This window comes from Microbacterium sp. CIAB417 (assembly GCF_022788845.1).
The window spans coordinates 1,163,390-1,177,707 of the sequence record NZ_JAHZUT010000002.1; the positions used below are offsets into that span (position 1 = coordinate 1,163,390).

Sequence of the window (14,318 nt, forward strand, 5' to 3'; positions counted from 1 at the left end):
GCGGTTCTACGATGGACCGCGTGACCATCAGCCTCGATGATTTGCCGATCCGCGACGACCTGCGCGGGCTCAAGCCCTACGGTGCCCCCCAAGCGCCGCTTCCGGTGGCGTTGAACGTCAACGAGAACACGCATCCCGTCCCGGCTGGCGTAGCGGCCGACATCCTCGCGTCGATCGGTGCCGCTCTCGAACAGGTCAACCGCTATCCCGACCGCGAGTTCACGCACTTGCGCGAGGCGTTCGCCCGATACCTGGGCGGTGGGCTGACGGCGGAGCAGATCTGGGCGGCGAACGGATCCAACGAGGTGCTGCAGCACGTCCTGCAGGCGTTCGCGGGTCCGGGGCGCACGGCCTTCGGCTTCACCCCCACGTACTCGATGTATCCCCTGCTGACCCGGGCGACGGGGGCGAGCTGGGTCGCCGGGACACGTGCCGACGACTACAGCCTGAGTGCCTCATCCGCCGCGGAGCAGGTGCGTCAGGCGGACCCGGACGTGATCTTCCTCTGCGCGCCGAACAATCCCACCGGCACGCCGATGACGCTCGACGTCATCGAGGCGGTGTACGCCGCCAGCCGCGGCATCGTCATCGTGGACGAGGCGTATCAGGAGTTCGCTCCGCGGGGCACCGTGTCGGCGACCTCTCTCCTGCCCGGGCGCGAGCGGCTCGTCGTCTCCCGCACGATGAGCAAGGCGTTCGCCTTCGCGGGTGCGCGCGTGGGCTACCTCGCCGCCGATCCCGCCGTCGTCGACGCTCTTCGTCTGGTGCGGCTGCCGTACCACCTCAGCGCGCTGACCCAGGCGGCGGCGGAGGCGGCGCTGCGTCACGCCGACACGATGCTCGGCATGGTCGACGAGATCGTCGCCCAGCGCGATCGCATCAGTCGCGAGCTGACCGCGATGGGGTACCGCCCGCACGAATCGTGGACCAACTTCGTGCTGTTCGGCGGCGTCACCGACCCCGCGGCGGTGTGGCAGGCGCTCTACGAGCGCGGCGTCCTCATCCGCGACGTCGGCATCCCCGGCCACCTGCGTGTCACCGCGGGAACCGAGGCCGAGACGACCGCGTTCCTGGCTGCCATGGCCTCGATAGAATCGCAGACATGACCGCGCAGCCCGTCCCTCACCGCACTGCCGAGCTCAGCCGGGCCACGAGCGAGTCGCAGATCGAGCTCTCGCTCGACCTCGACGGCACCGGGAAGAGCTCGATCTCGACGAGCGTTCCGTTCTTCGACCACCTGTTGACGGCGTTCGCCAAGCACTCCCTCACCGATCTGACGGTGCGGGCCACGGGTGATACCCACATCGACGCGCACCACACCGTGGAGGATGTCTCGATCGTGCTCGGTCAGGCCATCCGTGCCGCGCTGGGGGACAAGAGCGGTATCGCGCGCTACGGCGACGCGCTCGTGCCCCTGGACGAGGCGCTGGCACAGGCGGTCGTCGACATCAGCGGTCGTCCCTACCTCGTCCACGACGGTGAGCCCGAGGGTTACGCCTTCCACCTGATCGGCGGCCACTTCACGGGGTCCCTCGTGCGACACGCGTTCGAGGCGATCGCCTACAACGCCGCGCTCACGGTGCACGTCCGCGTGCTCGGGGGTCGCGACCCGCACCACATCGCCGAGGCGGAGTTCAAGGCGTTCGCGCGCGCCTTCCGCCAGGCCAAGGCGCTCGACCCGCTCGTGGACGGCATTCCCAGCACGAAGGGCGCCCTGTGACCGACGCTCCGCTCGTCGCGGTCCTGGACTACGGGTCGGGCAATGTCCACTCCGCCGTCAAGGCGCTGGCCGCTGCCGGCGCCGACGCGCGCCTGACTGCCGACCGCGGCCTCATCCAGGATGCAGACGGCCTGCTCGTGCCGGGTGTGGGGGCCTTCCGAGCGGTGGCCGAGGCCCTGCGGGCCAGCAAGGGCGACGAGCTGATCGGCCGGCGCTTGGCCGGAGGACGTGCCGTCCTGGGCATCTGCGTCGGCATGCAGGTGCTCTTCGAGCACGGCGTCGAACGCGGGGACGCGACCGACGGGTTGGGGGAGTGGCCCGGAACGGTCACCGAGCTGAACGCCCCCGTGCTGCCGCACATGGGCTGGAACACGGTCTCGCCGGAGGCGGGCTCGCGCCTTTTCGCGGGGCTGGAGGACGAGCGCTTCTACTTCGTCCACTCCTTCGCAGCGCAGCAGTGGACGATGCCGCCGCAGGCGCCGTTCGCCGAACCGGTGCTCACGTGGAGCACGCACGGCTCCCCGTTCCTCGCCGCCGTGGAGAACGGGCCGCTCAGCGCGACGCAGTTCCACCCCGAGAAGTCGGGTGCTGCGGGCATCCGTCTGCTCTCCAATTGGATCAGCACGCTGCGACCCCAGTAGTCTCTTACCTCGTGCCGCACGCCGGGGATCCGCCGGGTGCGCGAGCGCACGAGGAGCCATGAACGATTTCGCGTCCACCCCTGAACTCATCCTTCTGCCTGCGGTCGATGTCGCCGACGGGAAGGCCGTCCGCCTCACCCAGGGCGAGGCCGGCAGCGAGACCAGCTACGGCGACCCGGTCGATGCCGCCGTCGAGTGGGCGCGGCAGGGCGCGCAGTGGATCCATCTCGTCGACCTCGACGCGGCGTTCGGCCGCGGCAACAATGCGGCCGTGATGCGTCGCGTCATCAAGCAGGTCAAGGGCGTGCAGGTCGAGCTGTCGGGCGGGATCCGCGACGACGAGAGCCTCGACGCCGCCCTCGAGTCGGGCGCCGCGCGCATCAACCTCGGCACGGCGGCATTGGAGAACCCCGAGTGGGCGGCCGACGTCATCGGCCGCTACGGCGAGGCCGTCGCCGTCGGCCTGGACGTGCGGGGCACGACCCTCGCCGCTCGCGGGTGGACCCGCGAGGGCGGCGACCTCTGGGCCGTGCTCGACCGCCTGGAGGATGCGGGCTGCAGCCGCTACGTCGTGACGGACGTCACCAAGGACGGAACGCTGCGCGGTCCGAACGTGGAACTGCTGCGCGAGGTCACGACGCGCACTCCCAAGCCGGTCGTCGCCTCGGGCGGGATCTCGAGCCTCGACGACATCGCCGCGCTTCGCGAGCTGGTGCCGCTGGGCGTCGAGGGCGCCATCGTGGGCAAGGCCCTCTACGCCGGCGCGTTTACGCTGGCCGAGGCGCTGGATGTCGCAGGGCGCTGACGCCAGCTGCGGACACGACTCCGCGGGCGTTCCCTGGGAGGGGCGCCGTTTTCAGCCGAACACCCACGCGGGTGACGACGGCTCCGCGGATGCGACGCTGCTCGCTGCGCTGACCGCGTTCCGCGCGGGCGAGGGCGACGCCGTCGCCGTCGTCGACGCCTATCGCCACGCGCGCCTGCTGATCCCCCTCATCGCCGAGAAGGGGGAGGAAGGCACAGCTCCCAACGGGCTGCGTGTGGACAAGACGCAGGAGCTGTCGATCGTCACGGTCGCCGGACCCGACGGACGCCGCGTCCTTCCGGTGTTCAGCTCCGTGGAGACCATGGCCCGGTGGGACCGGTCGGCGAGGCCCGTCCCTGCCGACGGCGTCCGCACCGCACTCGCGGCCGCCGACGACGACACCGATCTGATCGTCATCGATCCGGGCTCTCCCACGGAGTTCGTGCTGCGCCGGCCCGCCGTCTGGGCGATCGGCCAGGGGCACGCATGGGAGCCGAGCCCGGTGTCGCCCGAGGTCTTCGCGGGGCTGCAGGAGAGCATCGGCGGCGAGCTCGCCGTGCTCGACCTTTCGGTCGCCGCGGGCGACCCCGATGCGCGCCTGCGCGGTCCGGAGCTGATCGTCGAACTGCTCTTGGTCGATGGTCTCGACAAGGAGCAGCTCGACGCGGTCCTGGCCCGCCTCGCCCGCCGGTGGTCGGTCGATGACCGCATCGCGGTGCTCGTCGACTCGTTGACGGTCAAGCTCCGCCGGTCGCGCTGAGCCGACCGCATCCGCTCAGGTGACCGGGCCCGTCCACTTCTCGCCCGGACCCTTGCCAATCGGGTCCGGGATCACCGACGCCTCGCGGAACGCGAGCTGCACCGAGCGCAGTCCGTCGCGCAGGGACCGCGCGTGCATGTCGCTGATCTCCGGCGCTCCGGCCGTGATGAGACCCGCGAGGGCGTTGATCAGCTTGCGCGCCTCGTCGAGGTCGGTCTGCGTCTCGGGGTCGTCGGCAAGGCCCACCTTGACGGCCGCGGCGCTGAGCAGGTGCACGGCAGTGGTGGTGATGATCTCCACCGCGGGCACGTCCGCGATGTCACGGGATGCGGCAGTGGCCGCGGCCTCCTGACGCTCCCAGCGCTCCTGGTTGGCGCGTGCCTGCGCGTCGATGTCGGCGGCCTGGTCGTACGGAGTCGAGTCCACGTTGCTCTTTCTGCTAAAGTGGGCGAGCACCGGAGCGTCTGCTCCGATCGAAAGAGGATCACATCCCACCCGCGCTTGCCGCTCCAGGCTACCGGGTCATTGCACTCCGCCTCCTCCTGAGGGGGCAGTCAGGGTGCGAGAAAGCCGGCGCTTCGCGTCGTGCCGGGTGGCGTGGTCTTCTTCCGCCCGGGAATGTCGTCGACATCCCGGTGGCCCCATCCGCTACGTCAGAGGAGTTCCGCATCAGCGATCCCCGCACCAACGACCGCATCCGCGTTCCCGAGGTCCGCCTCGTCGGACCCGCGGGTGAGCAGGTCGGCGTCGTCCGCATCGAGGTGGCGCTGCGCCTGGCCCAGGAGGCCGACCTCGATCTCGTCGAGGTGGCCCCGAACTCGAAGCCCCCCGTGGTCAAGATCATGGACTACGGCAAGTTCAAGTACGAGGCTGCGCAGAAGGCCAAGGAAGCGCGTCGCAATCAGGCCAACACCGTCCTCAAAGAGGTGCGTTTCCGCCTGAAGATCGAAGCTCACGACTACATCACCAAGCTCAAGCGCGCCGAGGGCTTCCTGCAGGCCGGCGACAAGGTCAAGGCGATGATCCTGTTCCGCGGGCGCGAGCAGTCGCGTCCCGAGCAGGGTGTGCGTCTGCTGCGCAAGTTCGCAGAGGACGTCGCCGAGTTCGGCACCGTGGAGTCCAACCCCACGATCGACGGACGCAACATGGTCATGGTGGTCGCCCCGCACAAGAACAAGTCCGAGGCGAAGGCGGAGCAGAACGCTCAGCGCGCGGCGAACAAGGAAGCCGCCCGTCAGGCACGCACCGGGGATGCCCCGGAGCCTGCCACCGCAGACGCGGCCGAATAAGGCCACACACCTGATCCCGCGCCACGCGGGAGTCACAACGAAGGAAGAGAAGATGCCGAAGCAGAAGACCCACTCGGGTGCCAAGAAGCGCTTCAAGCTGACCGGAAGCGGAAAGCTCATGAAGCAGCAGGCGAACATGCGCCACAACCTCGAGGGCAAGTCGAGCCGTCGCACCCGTCGTCTGAACCAGGAGCAGGTTCTGGCTCCGGGCGACGCCAAGCAGGCCAAGAAGCTCCTCGGTCTCTGATCGCCGACGCACGTAAGTAAGGGAAAGAAATGGCTAGAGTCAAGCGGGCAGTAAACGCCCACAAGAAGCGTCGCGTCATCCTCGAGCGCGCCTCCGGTTACCGCGGTCAGCGTTCGCGCCTGTACCGCAAGGCCAAGGAGCAGGTCACCCACTCGCTGGTCTACGCGTACCGTGACCGCCGCAAGCGCAAGGGCGACTTCCGCCGCCTCTGGATCCAGCGCATCAACGCCGCTGCCCGCCAGAACGGCATCACCTACAACCGCTTCATCCAGGGCCTCGGCCTCGCGGGTGTGCAGGTCGACCGCCGCATCCTGGCCGAGCTCGCCGTGAACGAGCCCGCCACGTTCGCGTCGCTCGTGGCGACGGCGAAGGCGGCTCTGCCGTCCGACGTCAACGCCGCCAAGGCCTCGGCGTAATCAGAACACCCCGAAGGGGCGTCCTCCTCACGGAGGGCGCCCCTTCGGCGTACCCGCGTCACCCTAGACTGGGAACGTGCTGGAGAATCCCCGATCCCCACGCGTTCGCGCCGTCGCCAAACTCGCCAAGCGGGCTGCCCGCGACGAGACGGGCCTGTTCCTTCTCGAGGGCCCGCAGGCGGTGCGCGAAGCCCTCGCCTTCCGACCCGAGAGCATCGTGGAGCTGTTCGCGACCCCGACCGCCCTCGAGCGACACCAGGACCTGCGAGATGCCGCGGCGGAGGCAGGTCTCGAGATCGAGTACACGGCCGAGCCGGTGCTCGAGGCGATGGCGGACACCGTCACGCCGCAGGGGATCGTCGCCGTCGCCCGTCAGTTCCCCACGTCGCTGCGCGATGTGCTGGCAGCCGGGCCTCGCCTCGTCGCCATCTGCGAGGAGGTGCGCGATCCCGGCAATCTCGGAACCATCATCCGCGCGGCCGACGCGGCGGGCGCCGACGCGGTCGTGCTGACCGGGCGCACGGTGGATCCCTACAACCCGAAGGTGGTCCGCGCGACCACAGGCTCCCTCTTCCACATCGCGCTCGCCCGCGCCGGCGAGCTGGAGACCGCCGTCAGCGCCATCCGCACCGCGGGGCTCCGCGTCGTCGCGGCGGACGTCAAGGGGGAGGACCTCCTCGACGCGCGCGCGGCGGGCCTGCTCGCCCAGCCGACGGCGTGGCTGTTCGGCAACGAGGCGCGGGGCCTGGAGGATTCGGCGCTCGAGCTCGCGGATGCGGCGCTGCGGCTGCCGATCTACGGCAGCGCGGAGTCCCTCAACCTCGCAACCGCCGCGAGCGTGTGCCTCTACGAGTCCGCCTTCGCACAGCGCAGCTGACGCTTCGCCCGGACCGGGCGAACGTTAGAAGTCGGTGAGAGATCCGTCAAGAGGTCACGTCGTGCGCTGGGGCGATTCATAGTCTGTCCAGATGACGCCTTCGGATGCCGCGCCCCCGACTTCGAACATCACCGTGCGTCGCGGCGACCCGTTGGTCGTCCTCAGCGACGTTCAGAAGCACTACGGCGACTTCCAGGCCCTCACCGATATCGACCTGACGGTCAACCGCGGTGAGGTCGTCGTGGTGATCGGGCCGTCCGGTTCCGGCAAGTCGACGCTGTGCCGCACCATCAACCGGCTCGAGACGATCACGAGCGGCACCATCACGATCGACGGCGAGAAGCTGCCGAGCGAGGGCAAGCAGCTCGCCGCCCTCCGCGCCGACGTCGGCATGGTCTTCCAGTCGTTCAACCTCTTCTCGCACCTCACGATCCTCGAGAACGTCACACTCGGCCCGATCAAGGTCAAGGGCATGAAGAAGGCGGATGCCGAGCGCGAGGCGAAGACGCTTCTCGAGCGCGTCGGCGTCGCGCACCAGGCCAACAAGCTCCCCGCCCAGCTCTCCGGCGGACAGCAGCAGCGCGTCGCGATCGCCCGTGCCCTGGCCATGACGCCGAAGGTCATGCTCTTCGACGAGCCCACCAGCGCCCTGGACCCCGAGATGATCAACGAGGTCCTCGACGTCATGACCTCGCTCGCCGAGTCGGGCATGACCATGATCGTCGTGACCCACGAGATGGGCTTCGCGCGCAAGGCCGCCGATCGCGTCGTCTTCATGGCCGATGGGCGCATCGTCGAAGAGGCAGCGCCCGACACGTTCTTCACGTCGCCCCAGAGCGAGAGAGCGAAGGACTTCCTCTCGAAGCTCATCACCCACTGACCCCCGCACGTTCTTCCCGCACCAATCCCCCCACAGCAAGGAGAGAGAAATGCGCACCACACGACTGACCGCCCTTCTGGGACTCGCGGCCGTCGCGACCCTCGGCCTCACGGCCTGCAACAGCGGGTCACCGGCCCCGGGCGGCACCGCCGGCGGCTCGGAGGGAACCGACGAGAGCTCGGTCTGGTTCGAGACCGCCAGCGACGTCTCGCTCGAGGGCAGCCCCACCTTCGACCGCATCACCGAGCGCGGCGGAGTGATCGTCGGCGTCAAGGAGGACCAGCCGGGACTCGGCTTCCTCGACGTCACGACCAACGAGCGCACCGGATTCGACATCGACATCGCCCGCTGGATCGCCGCATCCCTCGGCTACGGCGAGGAGGACATCACCTTCCAGCCCATCGCCTCCGCGAACCGCGAGCAGGCGATCGTGAACGGCGACATCGACTACTACGTCGGCACCTACTCGATCACCGACAAGCGCAAGGAGCAGATCGACTTCGCCGGCCCCTACTTCATCACGGGCCAGGGTCTGCTCGTCGCCAGCGACAGCGACATCGCCAGTGAGGCGGACCTCGGCCCCGACACCAACGTGTGCTCGGCCACCGGCTCCACGCCCATCCAGAACATCAAGGCGAACTTCCCGGGCGTGCCCACGACCGAGTTCGACGTCTACTCGGCCTGCGTCGAGGCGCTGCTGAACGGCCAAGTGGATGCGGTCACCACCGACCAGGCCATCCTCATCGGCTACGCGGCCCTGTACCCGGACGAGCTCAAGGTCGTCGGTGAGCCGTTCAGCGAGGAGCGCTACGGCGTCGGCCTCGAGAAGGGCGACACCGTCCTGCTCGAGCACATCAACGAGATGTTCACCGACGGCGGCGACATCTGGCAAGCGATCTTCGACAAGAACCTCGGCGCGTCGGGGATCACCGTCGAGCAGCCCGCGGTCGACGCAGCCAGCTGACAGACCCTGAGGTGAGGGCGGTCTCCCCGGCGGGGCCGCCCTCACCGGATCACGGTAAGGACCTCCGAGATGAACGTGATCGTCGACAACCTCGACATCTGGGGTGTCGCACTGCGCAACACGCTGCTGCTCTTCTTCGCGGGCGCGGCCATCGCGCTCGTGCTGGGCACGCTCGTGGGCGCGATGCGCGTCTCTCCGGTGCCGATCGCGCGCGCCGTCGGGACGGTGTACGTGAACATCGTGCGCAACACCCCGCTCACGGTCATCTTCTTCTTCTTAGCCTTCGGATACCCGGCGCTGGATCTGCCGAATCCCGGCTACACGGTGCTCGCGATCTGGGCGCTCGGCATCTACACCGCCACGTACGTGGCCGAGGTCCTGCGCTCCGGCATCAACACGGTGCCGGTCGGTCAGGCGGAGGCCGCCCGGGCGCTCGGGCTCACGTTCGGGCAGGTGATGACGCTCGTGGTCATGCCGCAGGCGTTCCGCTCGGTGGTGCCGCCCATGATGAGCGTGCTCATCGCGCTGCTCAAGAACACGACCATCGCCGCCGGCTTCTCGGTCGCGGAACTCGGCGTCATCCGCGCGAACCTCAGCGAGCGGGGCGAGAACGCGCTCGTGGTGCTGTTGTGGGTCGCGGCGATCTTCGTGGTGATGGTGCTGGCGCTCTCATTCGTCCAGCGACGACTCGAGAACCGATGGAGGGTGGCGCGATGAGCTCCGTTCTGTACGATCTGCCCGGTCGTCGTGCGATCATCCGCAACCGGATCATCGGCGTCATCACCGTGCTCGTCATCCTCGGCCTCGGCGGTTTCGTCGTCTATCGATTCATCGAGACCGGCCAGTTCTCCGCCGAGAAGTGGTACATCTTCACCTTCACGACCGTGTGGGAGCAGATCCTCGCGGCCACCGGGCGCACGCTCGCCGCATTCGCCGCCGCCGCCGTGGCTTCCGTCGTCCTCGGATTCGTCCTGTCGCTGGGACGCATGTCCGATCACGCCTGGGTGCGCTGGCCGGCCACGGCGATCATCGAGCTGTTCCGCGCGGTGCCCGTGCTGATCCTCATGATGCTGCTCTACTACGGGCTTCCCGTCGTTGGCGTGCGCCTCGAGGCCTACTGGGCCGTGGTGATCGCGCTCGCCGTCTACAACGGCTCCGTGCTCGCCGAGGTCATCCGCGCCGGCGTCGAGTCGCTGCCGCGCGGACAGAGCGAGGCGGGATACGCGCTGGGGCTGCGCAAGGCCGGCGTGATGCGCCTCATCCTGCTCCCGCAGGCCGTCCGGGCGATGCTCCCGGTGATCGTCGCGCAGCTCGTCGTCACACTGAAGGACACGGCGCTCGGCTACATCATCACGTACAACGAGCTGCTCTACTACGCCCGGCTGATCGGCACGCAGGCGCAGTACGACCGACCGATCCTGCAAGCGGGAATGGTGGCGGCGGCGATCTACATCGCCCTGTGTCTCGTGCTCGCGGGCATCGCCAAGTGGGTCGAGGTTCGGATGCGTTCCTCGCAGCGTGCGGGGCGGGGGCCGCAGGCAGGGGCACTGGGGCGGGCGACGACCGACACGGAGGTGATCGCGGCGCAGCGAGGTGCGGGCAAGTACGACTCGAGCGCCCTCTGAGCTCAGCGCACGCCGCGCGCGGTCAACGCTTCGCCGAGTTCGTCGGCGTGTTTGAGGGCGACGACGAGGAACGGCACGACGAAGAAGCGGATGCCGCGACCCGCGCCTCGGGCGCGCTGCGCCTCACGAACCTGACGCGCGAGGCGGATGAGGGTGGGAACGGAGCCGAACGCCACGACCAGAAGGAGGGCGGCCCGACTCGGGTCCCGGCCGATGAGGCGCAGGGGTGCCAGTGCGCGTTCGAAGACCGCCAGCAGCGCTGTCACGGGGGTCGTGAGGGCGAGCAGAGCTGCCAGGACGACGGCGGCGACGATGCGCACCGTGCCGATCGTCGCCGCTTCCACGCCGAGGAAGATCACCTGCCCGACGAAGCTCATCACCACGAGCAGTCGAAGCGCCCAGACCTGGCGCGCCAGTTGCGCCCATCCCGTCCCGGGGACCGCGTAGCAGAGCAGGCCGAGTCCGGCGGAAACCGCGCACGAGAGCCACGTGGCGGGAAGGAGCGAGACCACGAGCACGAGGACGAGCAGCAGGAGCGTCTTGCGACCGGCCGGCATCCGATGCCAGGGTCCGGTGCCCGGTCGGTACAGGCTCAGCATCCGAGGCCGGTCGCGTACGAGCGCACCACGTCCCGCGCCGGTCCGACGGCGACCACCCGGCCCTGGGACACGTGCACGGCCACCTCGCAGCGCTCGGCGAGGGCGAGGTCGTGGGTCACGAGCAGCAGACGATGCCCGGTGTCCGCGAGGAGATGGTCGGCGACGATCCGGGCGTTGCGGCCGTCGAGATAGGCGGTGGGCTCGTCGGCGACGACGAGTTCCGGTTCCCGGACGAATGCGCCGCACAGTGCCAGGAGCTGCTTCTGTCCTCCCGAGAGATCGTGTGCCGATCGGTCGCCGAGGTCGGAGAGCCCGAATCGGGCTAGCGCGCCCTCCACCCGGTCCGCCCGCTCGGCACGGCCGGCCTTCTCGCCGCGCAGCGAGAAGGCGACGTCTTCGGCGACGGTCGGCATGACGATCTGCGCGTCGGGATTGCTGAAGACGATCGCCACGCGGCGACGGAGCTCGGCGGCGTGGCGAACAGGGTCGAGCCCCAGCACGGCAGCGGCTCCGGTGGTCGGCGGGACCAGTCCGCCGACCACACGTGCGAGCGTCGACTTGCCGGATCCGTTGTCGCCGACGACGGCGACCGTGCGGGCATCGAGGTCGAGATCGAGGTCGCGGAGGACATCGACGTCGCCGAGTCGTACTCCGAGCCGCTCCAGGCGGATGGCGTTCACCTCACCACCTCGACGACCATCGCGATGCCCATGCCCCCGCCCACGGATGTGGCGGCGATACCGATGCTCCCGGCCGGGTGCCCGGCGCGCACCAGCCGAGAGAACAGCCGCACGAGCGCGACGGCGCCGCTCGCACCCCAGGGATGCCCGAGCGCCAGCGCCCCGCCGTCGGCGCACACCCTGGCGTCGTCATCGGCGAGTCCCAGCCGGCCCAGCACCGCGAGCGACTGCGCCGCGAACGCCTCGACGATCTCGAACGCCACGACCTCCGCGAGCGCTGTACCGGATGCGGCCAGCGCCGCCTCGATGGCCGGCGCCGCGCCGAGGCCGGGGTAGGCCGGGTCGAGGCCGACGACGGCGTGCGCGCGGACGAGCAGCCCCGGCAGGCGTGCATGCCGGGGAGCGCTGACGAGGGCGACCGCGGCGGCCCCGTCGCCGATGCGCGTGGCCGTGCCCGCCGTCACGGTCCCGTTCTCACGCAGGGGCTTCAGGCGGGGGAGCAGCGCCAGCGCACCCCCGACGGCGTCATCGGTGCTCACTCCGTCGATCGGGACGATCTCCGCCGCGAATCGTCCCGACTCCCGCGCGGCGGTCGCGCGTCGGTGACTGCGGGCGGCGGCCGCATCCTGACGCTCACGGTCGATGCCGTCGAGACGGGCGACGGCATCGGCGGCGTCGATCATGTCGGGGTCGGGCCAGCCGGCGGGCGCGAACGGCGCGCGCTCGAAGGGGATCCCGTCGATGCGTCGTTCGGGGGCCGTTGACGCGCTCTCGACCCCGCCCGCCAGCCGAGGGCGCTCGTCGCCGGCAGCGATCGCCTGCGCGGCCTCGATGACCGCGGCCAGTCCACTGCCGCACTGCCGGTCCACCGTCGCGCCGGGCGTCTGCGCTCCCAAGCCGGCGGCCAATGCGGCGAGGCGGGCCGTGTTGCCGCCCGGACCGCGACAGTTGCCGAGGATGACATCTGCGACCTCGAACGGTGCGCCGATCGCGCGCGCGGCGTCGTCGGCGGCGGCGCGCAGCACGGGTGCGGCCAGGCGGTCGGCGCTCACCCCCGCCAACGCACGTCCCCGTGTCGTCAGCGCGGAGCGGCGCGCCGACACGATCAGCACGTCAGACACGGGGCACCTCTCCTGACGCCAGTCGTCGCTCCACCTCGGCGCGAGCGATCTTGCCGGACGAGGTGCGGGCAATCGTACCGGCGAACCACAGACGCGGACGGTGGGCCGGCGCGAACAGGCGGCGTGCCGCCGCGCGGAGCGTCGTCGCGTCAACGGCGCCGGGACGCACGGGTTCGATCAGGGCGGCCACGAGTCGGCCGACACCGGGCGCCGGCATGCCGACGACGACGGCGTCCGCGACGCCGTCCAAGGTGCGCAGGACTCGCTCGATCTCCGACGGGATGACGGTCGCTCCTGCCGTCTGGATGGCGTCGTCCCCCCGCCCCGCCACGTACAGGCGGTCGCCCTCCATCCTCCCGCGGTCGCCGACGCTGGCCCACGCGCCATCGCGCCGCAGGGGACCGGGCCCGTCCAGGTACCCGATCGCGGTGTACGCGGAGCGGGCCCAGATGACGCCGTCGTGCACCGCGATCTCGACGCCGGGAAACGGACGCAGGCCGTGCCCGTCGTCGTCAAAGGCCACGAACGACAGCTCGGCCGCCCCGTAGTACTCCACGACGCGGATGCCGCGGGACTCTGCTTCGGTGCGGACGTCGGCGGGCAGCGTCATCCCTCCGACGAGCGCAGCGCGCAGCATCGGTGCGCCGCCCGAGGCGAGCACCGCGGTGAAGTGGGTCGGGGTGCCGTGGAACAGGCTCGCCCGGGAGCTGCGGGTGGAGAGTTCGGGTGCGGGGCCGCCGGCCAGCGCGTGGGCCAGGGAGAAGAGCGTCAGGGACGAGCTCGGCGGCGCGGGCAGCAGCACGACGTCTCCGGGAAGTGTGCCCAGGAGTCGAGCCACGACCGGGAAGGAGTCCGCCCAGGATGTGTGCGTGCGCACCACGACACGGGGAGCGGCCGAGCTGCCGGAGGTGAGAGCCGCCCACTGGGTGCCGGCGGGCGGCCGCGTGCGGGCGAGGAGCGAAAGGACGCCGGCGCGCACCTCCGGCGGCCAGCGGTCATCGAGCACCAGCGGAACGCGCCCCGACCGTCTCAGCTGGTCGATGCGCGCGAGCGCATCGCGCGCCTCGACCGGAACGACGAGGGTGCTCACGCGGCGGCGGTCGGGCGAGCGCGCCACTGGCGCCGGAAGGCCCGTGGATACCCGCGCACGAGAGTGCCGACGATCAGGGTCGTCGCGACGACCTTGAGGAGATCGCCCGGCAGGAACGCGAGGCTCGACAGTGCCGCTTCGCCGAGCCCGATGCGCAGCACGAGGGCTTGCACCGGGATGCCGACGGCGTAGACGACGAGCACGCCGCCCACCAAGGTGCCGAGGAAAGTGCGCCACCAGACCGGCCGGCGTCCGGCGGCGTGCACGATCAGACCGATCACCACGACCCCGACCAGCCACCCGAGCAGATAGCCGCCCGTGGGCCCGAAGAAGACCCCGATCCCCCCACGCCCGCCCGCGAGGAGCGGGAGGCCGGCGGCGACCAGTGCCAGCACCGCGGTGACCGAGAGCGCCCCGACGGTGGGGCCGAGGATCGCGCCGGCGAGCATGACCCCGAGCGTCTGGGCGGTGATGGGCACCGCGCCGAAGACGGTGAACGCGCCGGGTACGCCGAGCGCGGCGATGACGGCGGCGAAGACGCCGGCTCTGGCGATGTCGGTGGCGTCGAGCCGGCGGCGCACCGAGGGGACGAGCGCGGTCATGG

The 14,318-nt window shown here is 70.4% G+C and carries 19 protein-coding genes; 13 read left to right on the top strand and 6 right to left on the bottom strand.

Going from position 1 to position 14,318, the window contains the following annotated elements; translation table 11 throughout:
* The first annotated feature begins 11 nt into the window (after positions 1 to 11).
* From KYX17_RS12095 to KYX17_RS12115, 5 genes are read left to right on the top strand one after another with little or no spacing between them, the layout of a single operon-like run.
* Entirely contained in the window at positions 12 to 1,106 is a 1,095-nt protein-coding gene (locus KYX17_RS12095; RefSeq protein ID WP_243227219.1) for a histidinol-phosphate transaminase, read from the top strand.
* Complete coding sequence (hisB, locus tag KYX17_RS12100; RefSeq protein WP_243227220.1) at positions 1,103 to 1,720, top strand: imidazoleglycerol-phosphate dehydratase HisB; 618 nt, start codon at positions 1,103 to 1,105, stop codon at positions 1,718 to 1,720. The genes KYX17_RS12095 and hisB overlap by 4 nt, the downstream gene beginning before the upstream one ends.
* Positions 1,717 to 2,361 (top strand): imidazole glycerol phosphate synthase subunit HisH, encoded by a 645-nt coding sequence (gene hisH, locus KYX17_RS12105; RefSeq protein ID WP_243227221.1) that lies wholly within the window; start codon positions 1,717 to 1,719, stop codon positions 2,359 to 2,361. The genes hisB and hisH overlap by 4 nt, the downstream gene beginning before the upstream one ends.
* A 58-nt stretch (positions 2,362 to 2,419) precedes the next feature.
* Positions 2,420 to 3,166, top strand: coding sequence for a bifunctional 1-(5-phosphoribosyl)-5-((5-phosphoribosylamino)methylideneamino)imidazole-4-carboxamide isomerase/phosphoribosylanthranilate isomerase PriA (priA, locus tag KYX17_RS12110; protein ID WP_243227222.1), 747 nt, complete (start codon positions 2,420 to 2,422; stop codon positions 3,164 to 3,166).
* On the top strand, positions 3,150 to 3,926 hold the full coding sequence (locus tag KYX17_RS12115; RefSeq protein ID WP_243227223.1) for an SseB family protein: 777 nt from the start codon (positions 3,150 to 3,152) through the stop codon (positions 3,924 to 3,926). Before priA ends, KYX17_RS12115 begins: the two co-directional genes overlap by 17 nt.
* A gap of 15 nt (positions 3,927 to 3,941) precedes the next feature.
* On the opposite strand, the gene KYX17_RS12120 is transcribed toward KYX17_RS12115, so the two are convergent.
* Positions 3,942 to 4,319: a DUF1844 domain-containing protein gene (locus tag KYX17_RS12120; RefSeq protein WP_243227302.1), complete on the bottom strand. Its 378-nt coding sequence runs from the start codon at positions 4,317 to 4,319 to the stop codon at positions 3,942 to 3,944.
* A 242-nt stretch (positions 4,320 to 4,561) separates the two neighbouring features.
* On the opposite strand from KYX17_RS12120, the gene infC reads away from it, so the two are divergent.
* The 8 genes from infC (at position 4,562) to KYX17_RS12160 (ending at position 10,224) form a co-directional block, all read left to right on the top strand.
* Positions 4,562 to 5,215 (top strand): translation initiation factor IF-3, encoded by a 654-nt coding sequence (gene infC, locus KYX17_RS12125; protein ID WP_243227224.1) that lies wholly within the window; start codon positions 4,562 to 4,564, stop codon positions 5,213 to 5,215.
* 52 nt (positions 5,216 to 5,267) lie between these two features.
* Positions 5,268 to 5,462: a 50S ribosomal protein L35 gene (rpmI, locus tag KYX17_RS12130; RefSeq protein WP_243227225.1), complete on the top strand. Its 195-nt coding sequence runs from the start codon at positions 5,268 to 5,270 to the stop codon at positions 5,460 to 5,462.
* Positions 5,463 to 5,491: 29 nt separating this feature from the next.
* A complete protein-coding gene (gene rplT, locus KYX17_RS12135; protein WP_243227226.1) occupies positions 5,492 to 5,878 on the top strand; it encodes a 50S ribosomal protein L20 in 387 nt (128 codons plus the stop codon).
* Between the two features lie 76 nt (positions 5,879 to 5,954).
* Complete coding sequence (locus KYX17_RS12140; RefSeq protein WP_243227227.1) at positions 5,955 to 6,755, top strand: RNA methyltransferase; 801 nt, start codon at positions 5,955 to 5,957, stop codon at positions 6,753 to 6,755.
* A gap of 91 nt (positions 6,756 to 6,846) precedes the next feature.
* On the top strand, positions 6,847 to 7,635 hold the full coding sequence (locus tag KYX17_RS12145; protein WP_374208942.1) for an amino acid ABC transporter ATP-binding protein: 789 nt from the start codon (positions 6,847 to 6,849) through the stop codon (positions 7,633 to 7,635).
* Between the two features lie 49 nt (positions 7,636 to 7,684).
* The gene (locus KYX17_RS12150) at positions 7,685 to 8,599 is read left to right on the top strand and encodes a glutamate ABC transporter substrate-binding protein (protein WP_243227228.1); all 915 of its coding nucleotides are present in this window, start codon (positions 7,685 to 7,687) and stop codon (positions 8,597 to 8,599) included.
* Between the two features lie 69 nt (positions 8,600 to 8,668).
* Positions 8,669 to 9,316 carry an amino acid ABC transporter permease gene (locus KYX17_RS12155; protein ID WP_243227229.1) on the top strand — a complete coding sequence of 216 codons (648 nt, stop codon included), beginning with the start codon at positions 8,669 to 8,671 and terminating at the stop codon, positions 9,314 to 9,316.
* Positions 9,313 to 10,224, top strand: a complete 912-nt coding sequence (locus tag KYX17_RS12160) for an amino acid ABC transporter permease (protein WP_243227230.1) — start codon at positions 9,313 to 9,315, stop codon at positions 10,222 to 10,224. Before KYX17_RS12155 ends, KYX17_RS12160 begins: the two co-directional genes overlap by 4 nt.
* A gap of 2 nt (positions 10,225 to 10,226) precedes the next feature.
* Here KYX17_RS12160 and KYX17_RS12165 read toward each other — a convergent pair whose 3' ends face one another.
* Genes KYX17_RS12165 through KYX17_RS12185 form a run of 5 tightly spaced genes read right to left on the bottom strand, consistent with a single transcriptional unit; the run spans position 10,227 to position 14,316 of the window.
* Positions 10,227 to 10,823, bottom strand: coding sequence for an energy-coupling factor transporter transmembrane protein EcfT (locus tag KYX17_RS12165; protein ID WP_243227231.1), 597 nt, complete (start codon positions 10,821 to 10,823; stop codon positions 10,227 to 10,229).
* On the bottom strand, positions 10,817 to 11,503 hold the full coding sequence (locus KYX17_RS12170; RefSeq protein ID WP_243227232.1) for an energy-coupling factor ABC transporter ATP-binding protein: 687 nt from the start codon (positions 11,501 to 11,503) through the stop codon (positions 10,817 to 10,819). Before KYX17_RS12170 ends, KYX17_RS12165 begins: the two co-directional genes overlap by 7 nt.
* Complete coding sequence (locus KYX17_RS12175) at positions 11,500 to 12,624, bottom strand: thiolase family protein (protein WP_243227233.1); 1,125 nt, start codon at positions 12,622 to 12,624, stop codon at positions 11,500 to 11,502. The genes KYX17_RS12170 and KYX17_RS12175 overlap by 4 nt, the downstream gene beginning before the upstream one ends.
* Positions 12,617 to 13,714, bottom strand: a complete 1,098-nt coding sequence (locus tag KYX17_RS12180) for a class I adenylate-forming enzyme family protein (protein WP_243227234.1) — start codon at positions 13,712 to 13,714, stop codon at positions 12,617 to 12,619. The genes KYX17_RS12175 and KYX17_RS12180 overlap by 8 nt, the downstream gene beginning before the upstream one ends.
* Positions 13,711 to 14,316, bottom strand: coding sequence for a biotin transporter BioY (locus tag KYX17_RS12185; protein WP_243227235.1), 606 nt, complete (start codon positions 14,314 to 14,316; stop codon positions 13,711 to 13,713). Before KYX17_RS12185 ends, KYX17_RS12180 begins: the two co-directional genes overlap by 4 nt.
* Positions 14,317 to 14,318 lie beyond the last annotated feature (2 nt).

Excerpts from the sequence above, each read along its gene's own strand:
- KYX17_RS12095 (WP_243227219.1), top strand. The coding sequence starts at position 12 with ATGGACCGCGTGACCATCAGCCTCGATGATTTGCCGATCCGCGACGAC.
- hisB (WP_243227220.1), top strand. The coding sequence starts at position 1,103 with ATGACCGCGCAGCCCGTCCCTCACCGCACTGCCGAGCTCAGCCGGGCC.
- priA (WP_243227222.1), top strand. The coding sequence starts at position 2,420 with ATGAACGATTTCGCGTCCACCCCTGAACTCATCCTTCTGCCTGCGGTC.
- KYX17_RS12115 (WP_243227223.1), top strand. The coding sequence starts at position 3,150 with ATGTCGCAGGGCGCTGACGCCAGCTGCGGACACGACTCCGCGGGCGTT.
- rpmI (WP_243227225.1), top strand. The coding sequence starts at position 5,268 with ATGCCGAAGCAGAAGACCCACTCGGGTGCCAAGAAGCGCTTCAAGCTG.
- rplT (WP_243227226.1), top strand. The coding sequence starts at position 5,492 with ATGGCTAGAGTCAAGCGGGCAGTAAACGCCCACAAGAAGCGTCGCGTC.
- KYX17_RS12145 (WP_374208942.1), top strand. The coding sequence starts at position 6,847 with ATGACGCCTTCGGATGCCGCGCCCCCGACTTCGAACATCACCGTGCGT.
- KYX17_RS12150 (WP_243227228.1), top strand. The coding sequence starts at position 7,685 with ATGCGCACCACACGACTGACCGCCCTTCTGGGACTCGCGGCCGTCGCG.
- KYX17_RS12155 (WP_243227229.1), top strand. The coding sequence starts at position 8,669 with ATGAACGTGATCGTCGACAACCTCGACATCTGGGGTGTCGCACTGCGC.
- KYX17_RS12160 (WP_243227230.1), top strand. The coding sequence starts at position 9,313 with ATGAGCTCCGTTCTGTACGATCTGCCCGGTCGTCGTGCGATCATCCGC.
- KYX17_RS12165 (WP_243227231.1), bottom strand. The coding sequence starts at position 10,823 with ATGCTGAGCCTGTACCGACCGGGCACCGGACCCTGGCATCGGATGCCG.
- KYX17_RS12185 (WP_243227235.1), bottom strand. The coding sequence starts at position 14,316 with ATGACCGCGCTCGTCCCCTCGGTGCGCCGCCGGCTCGACGCCACCGAC.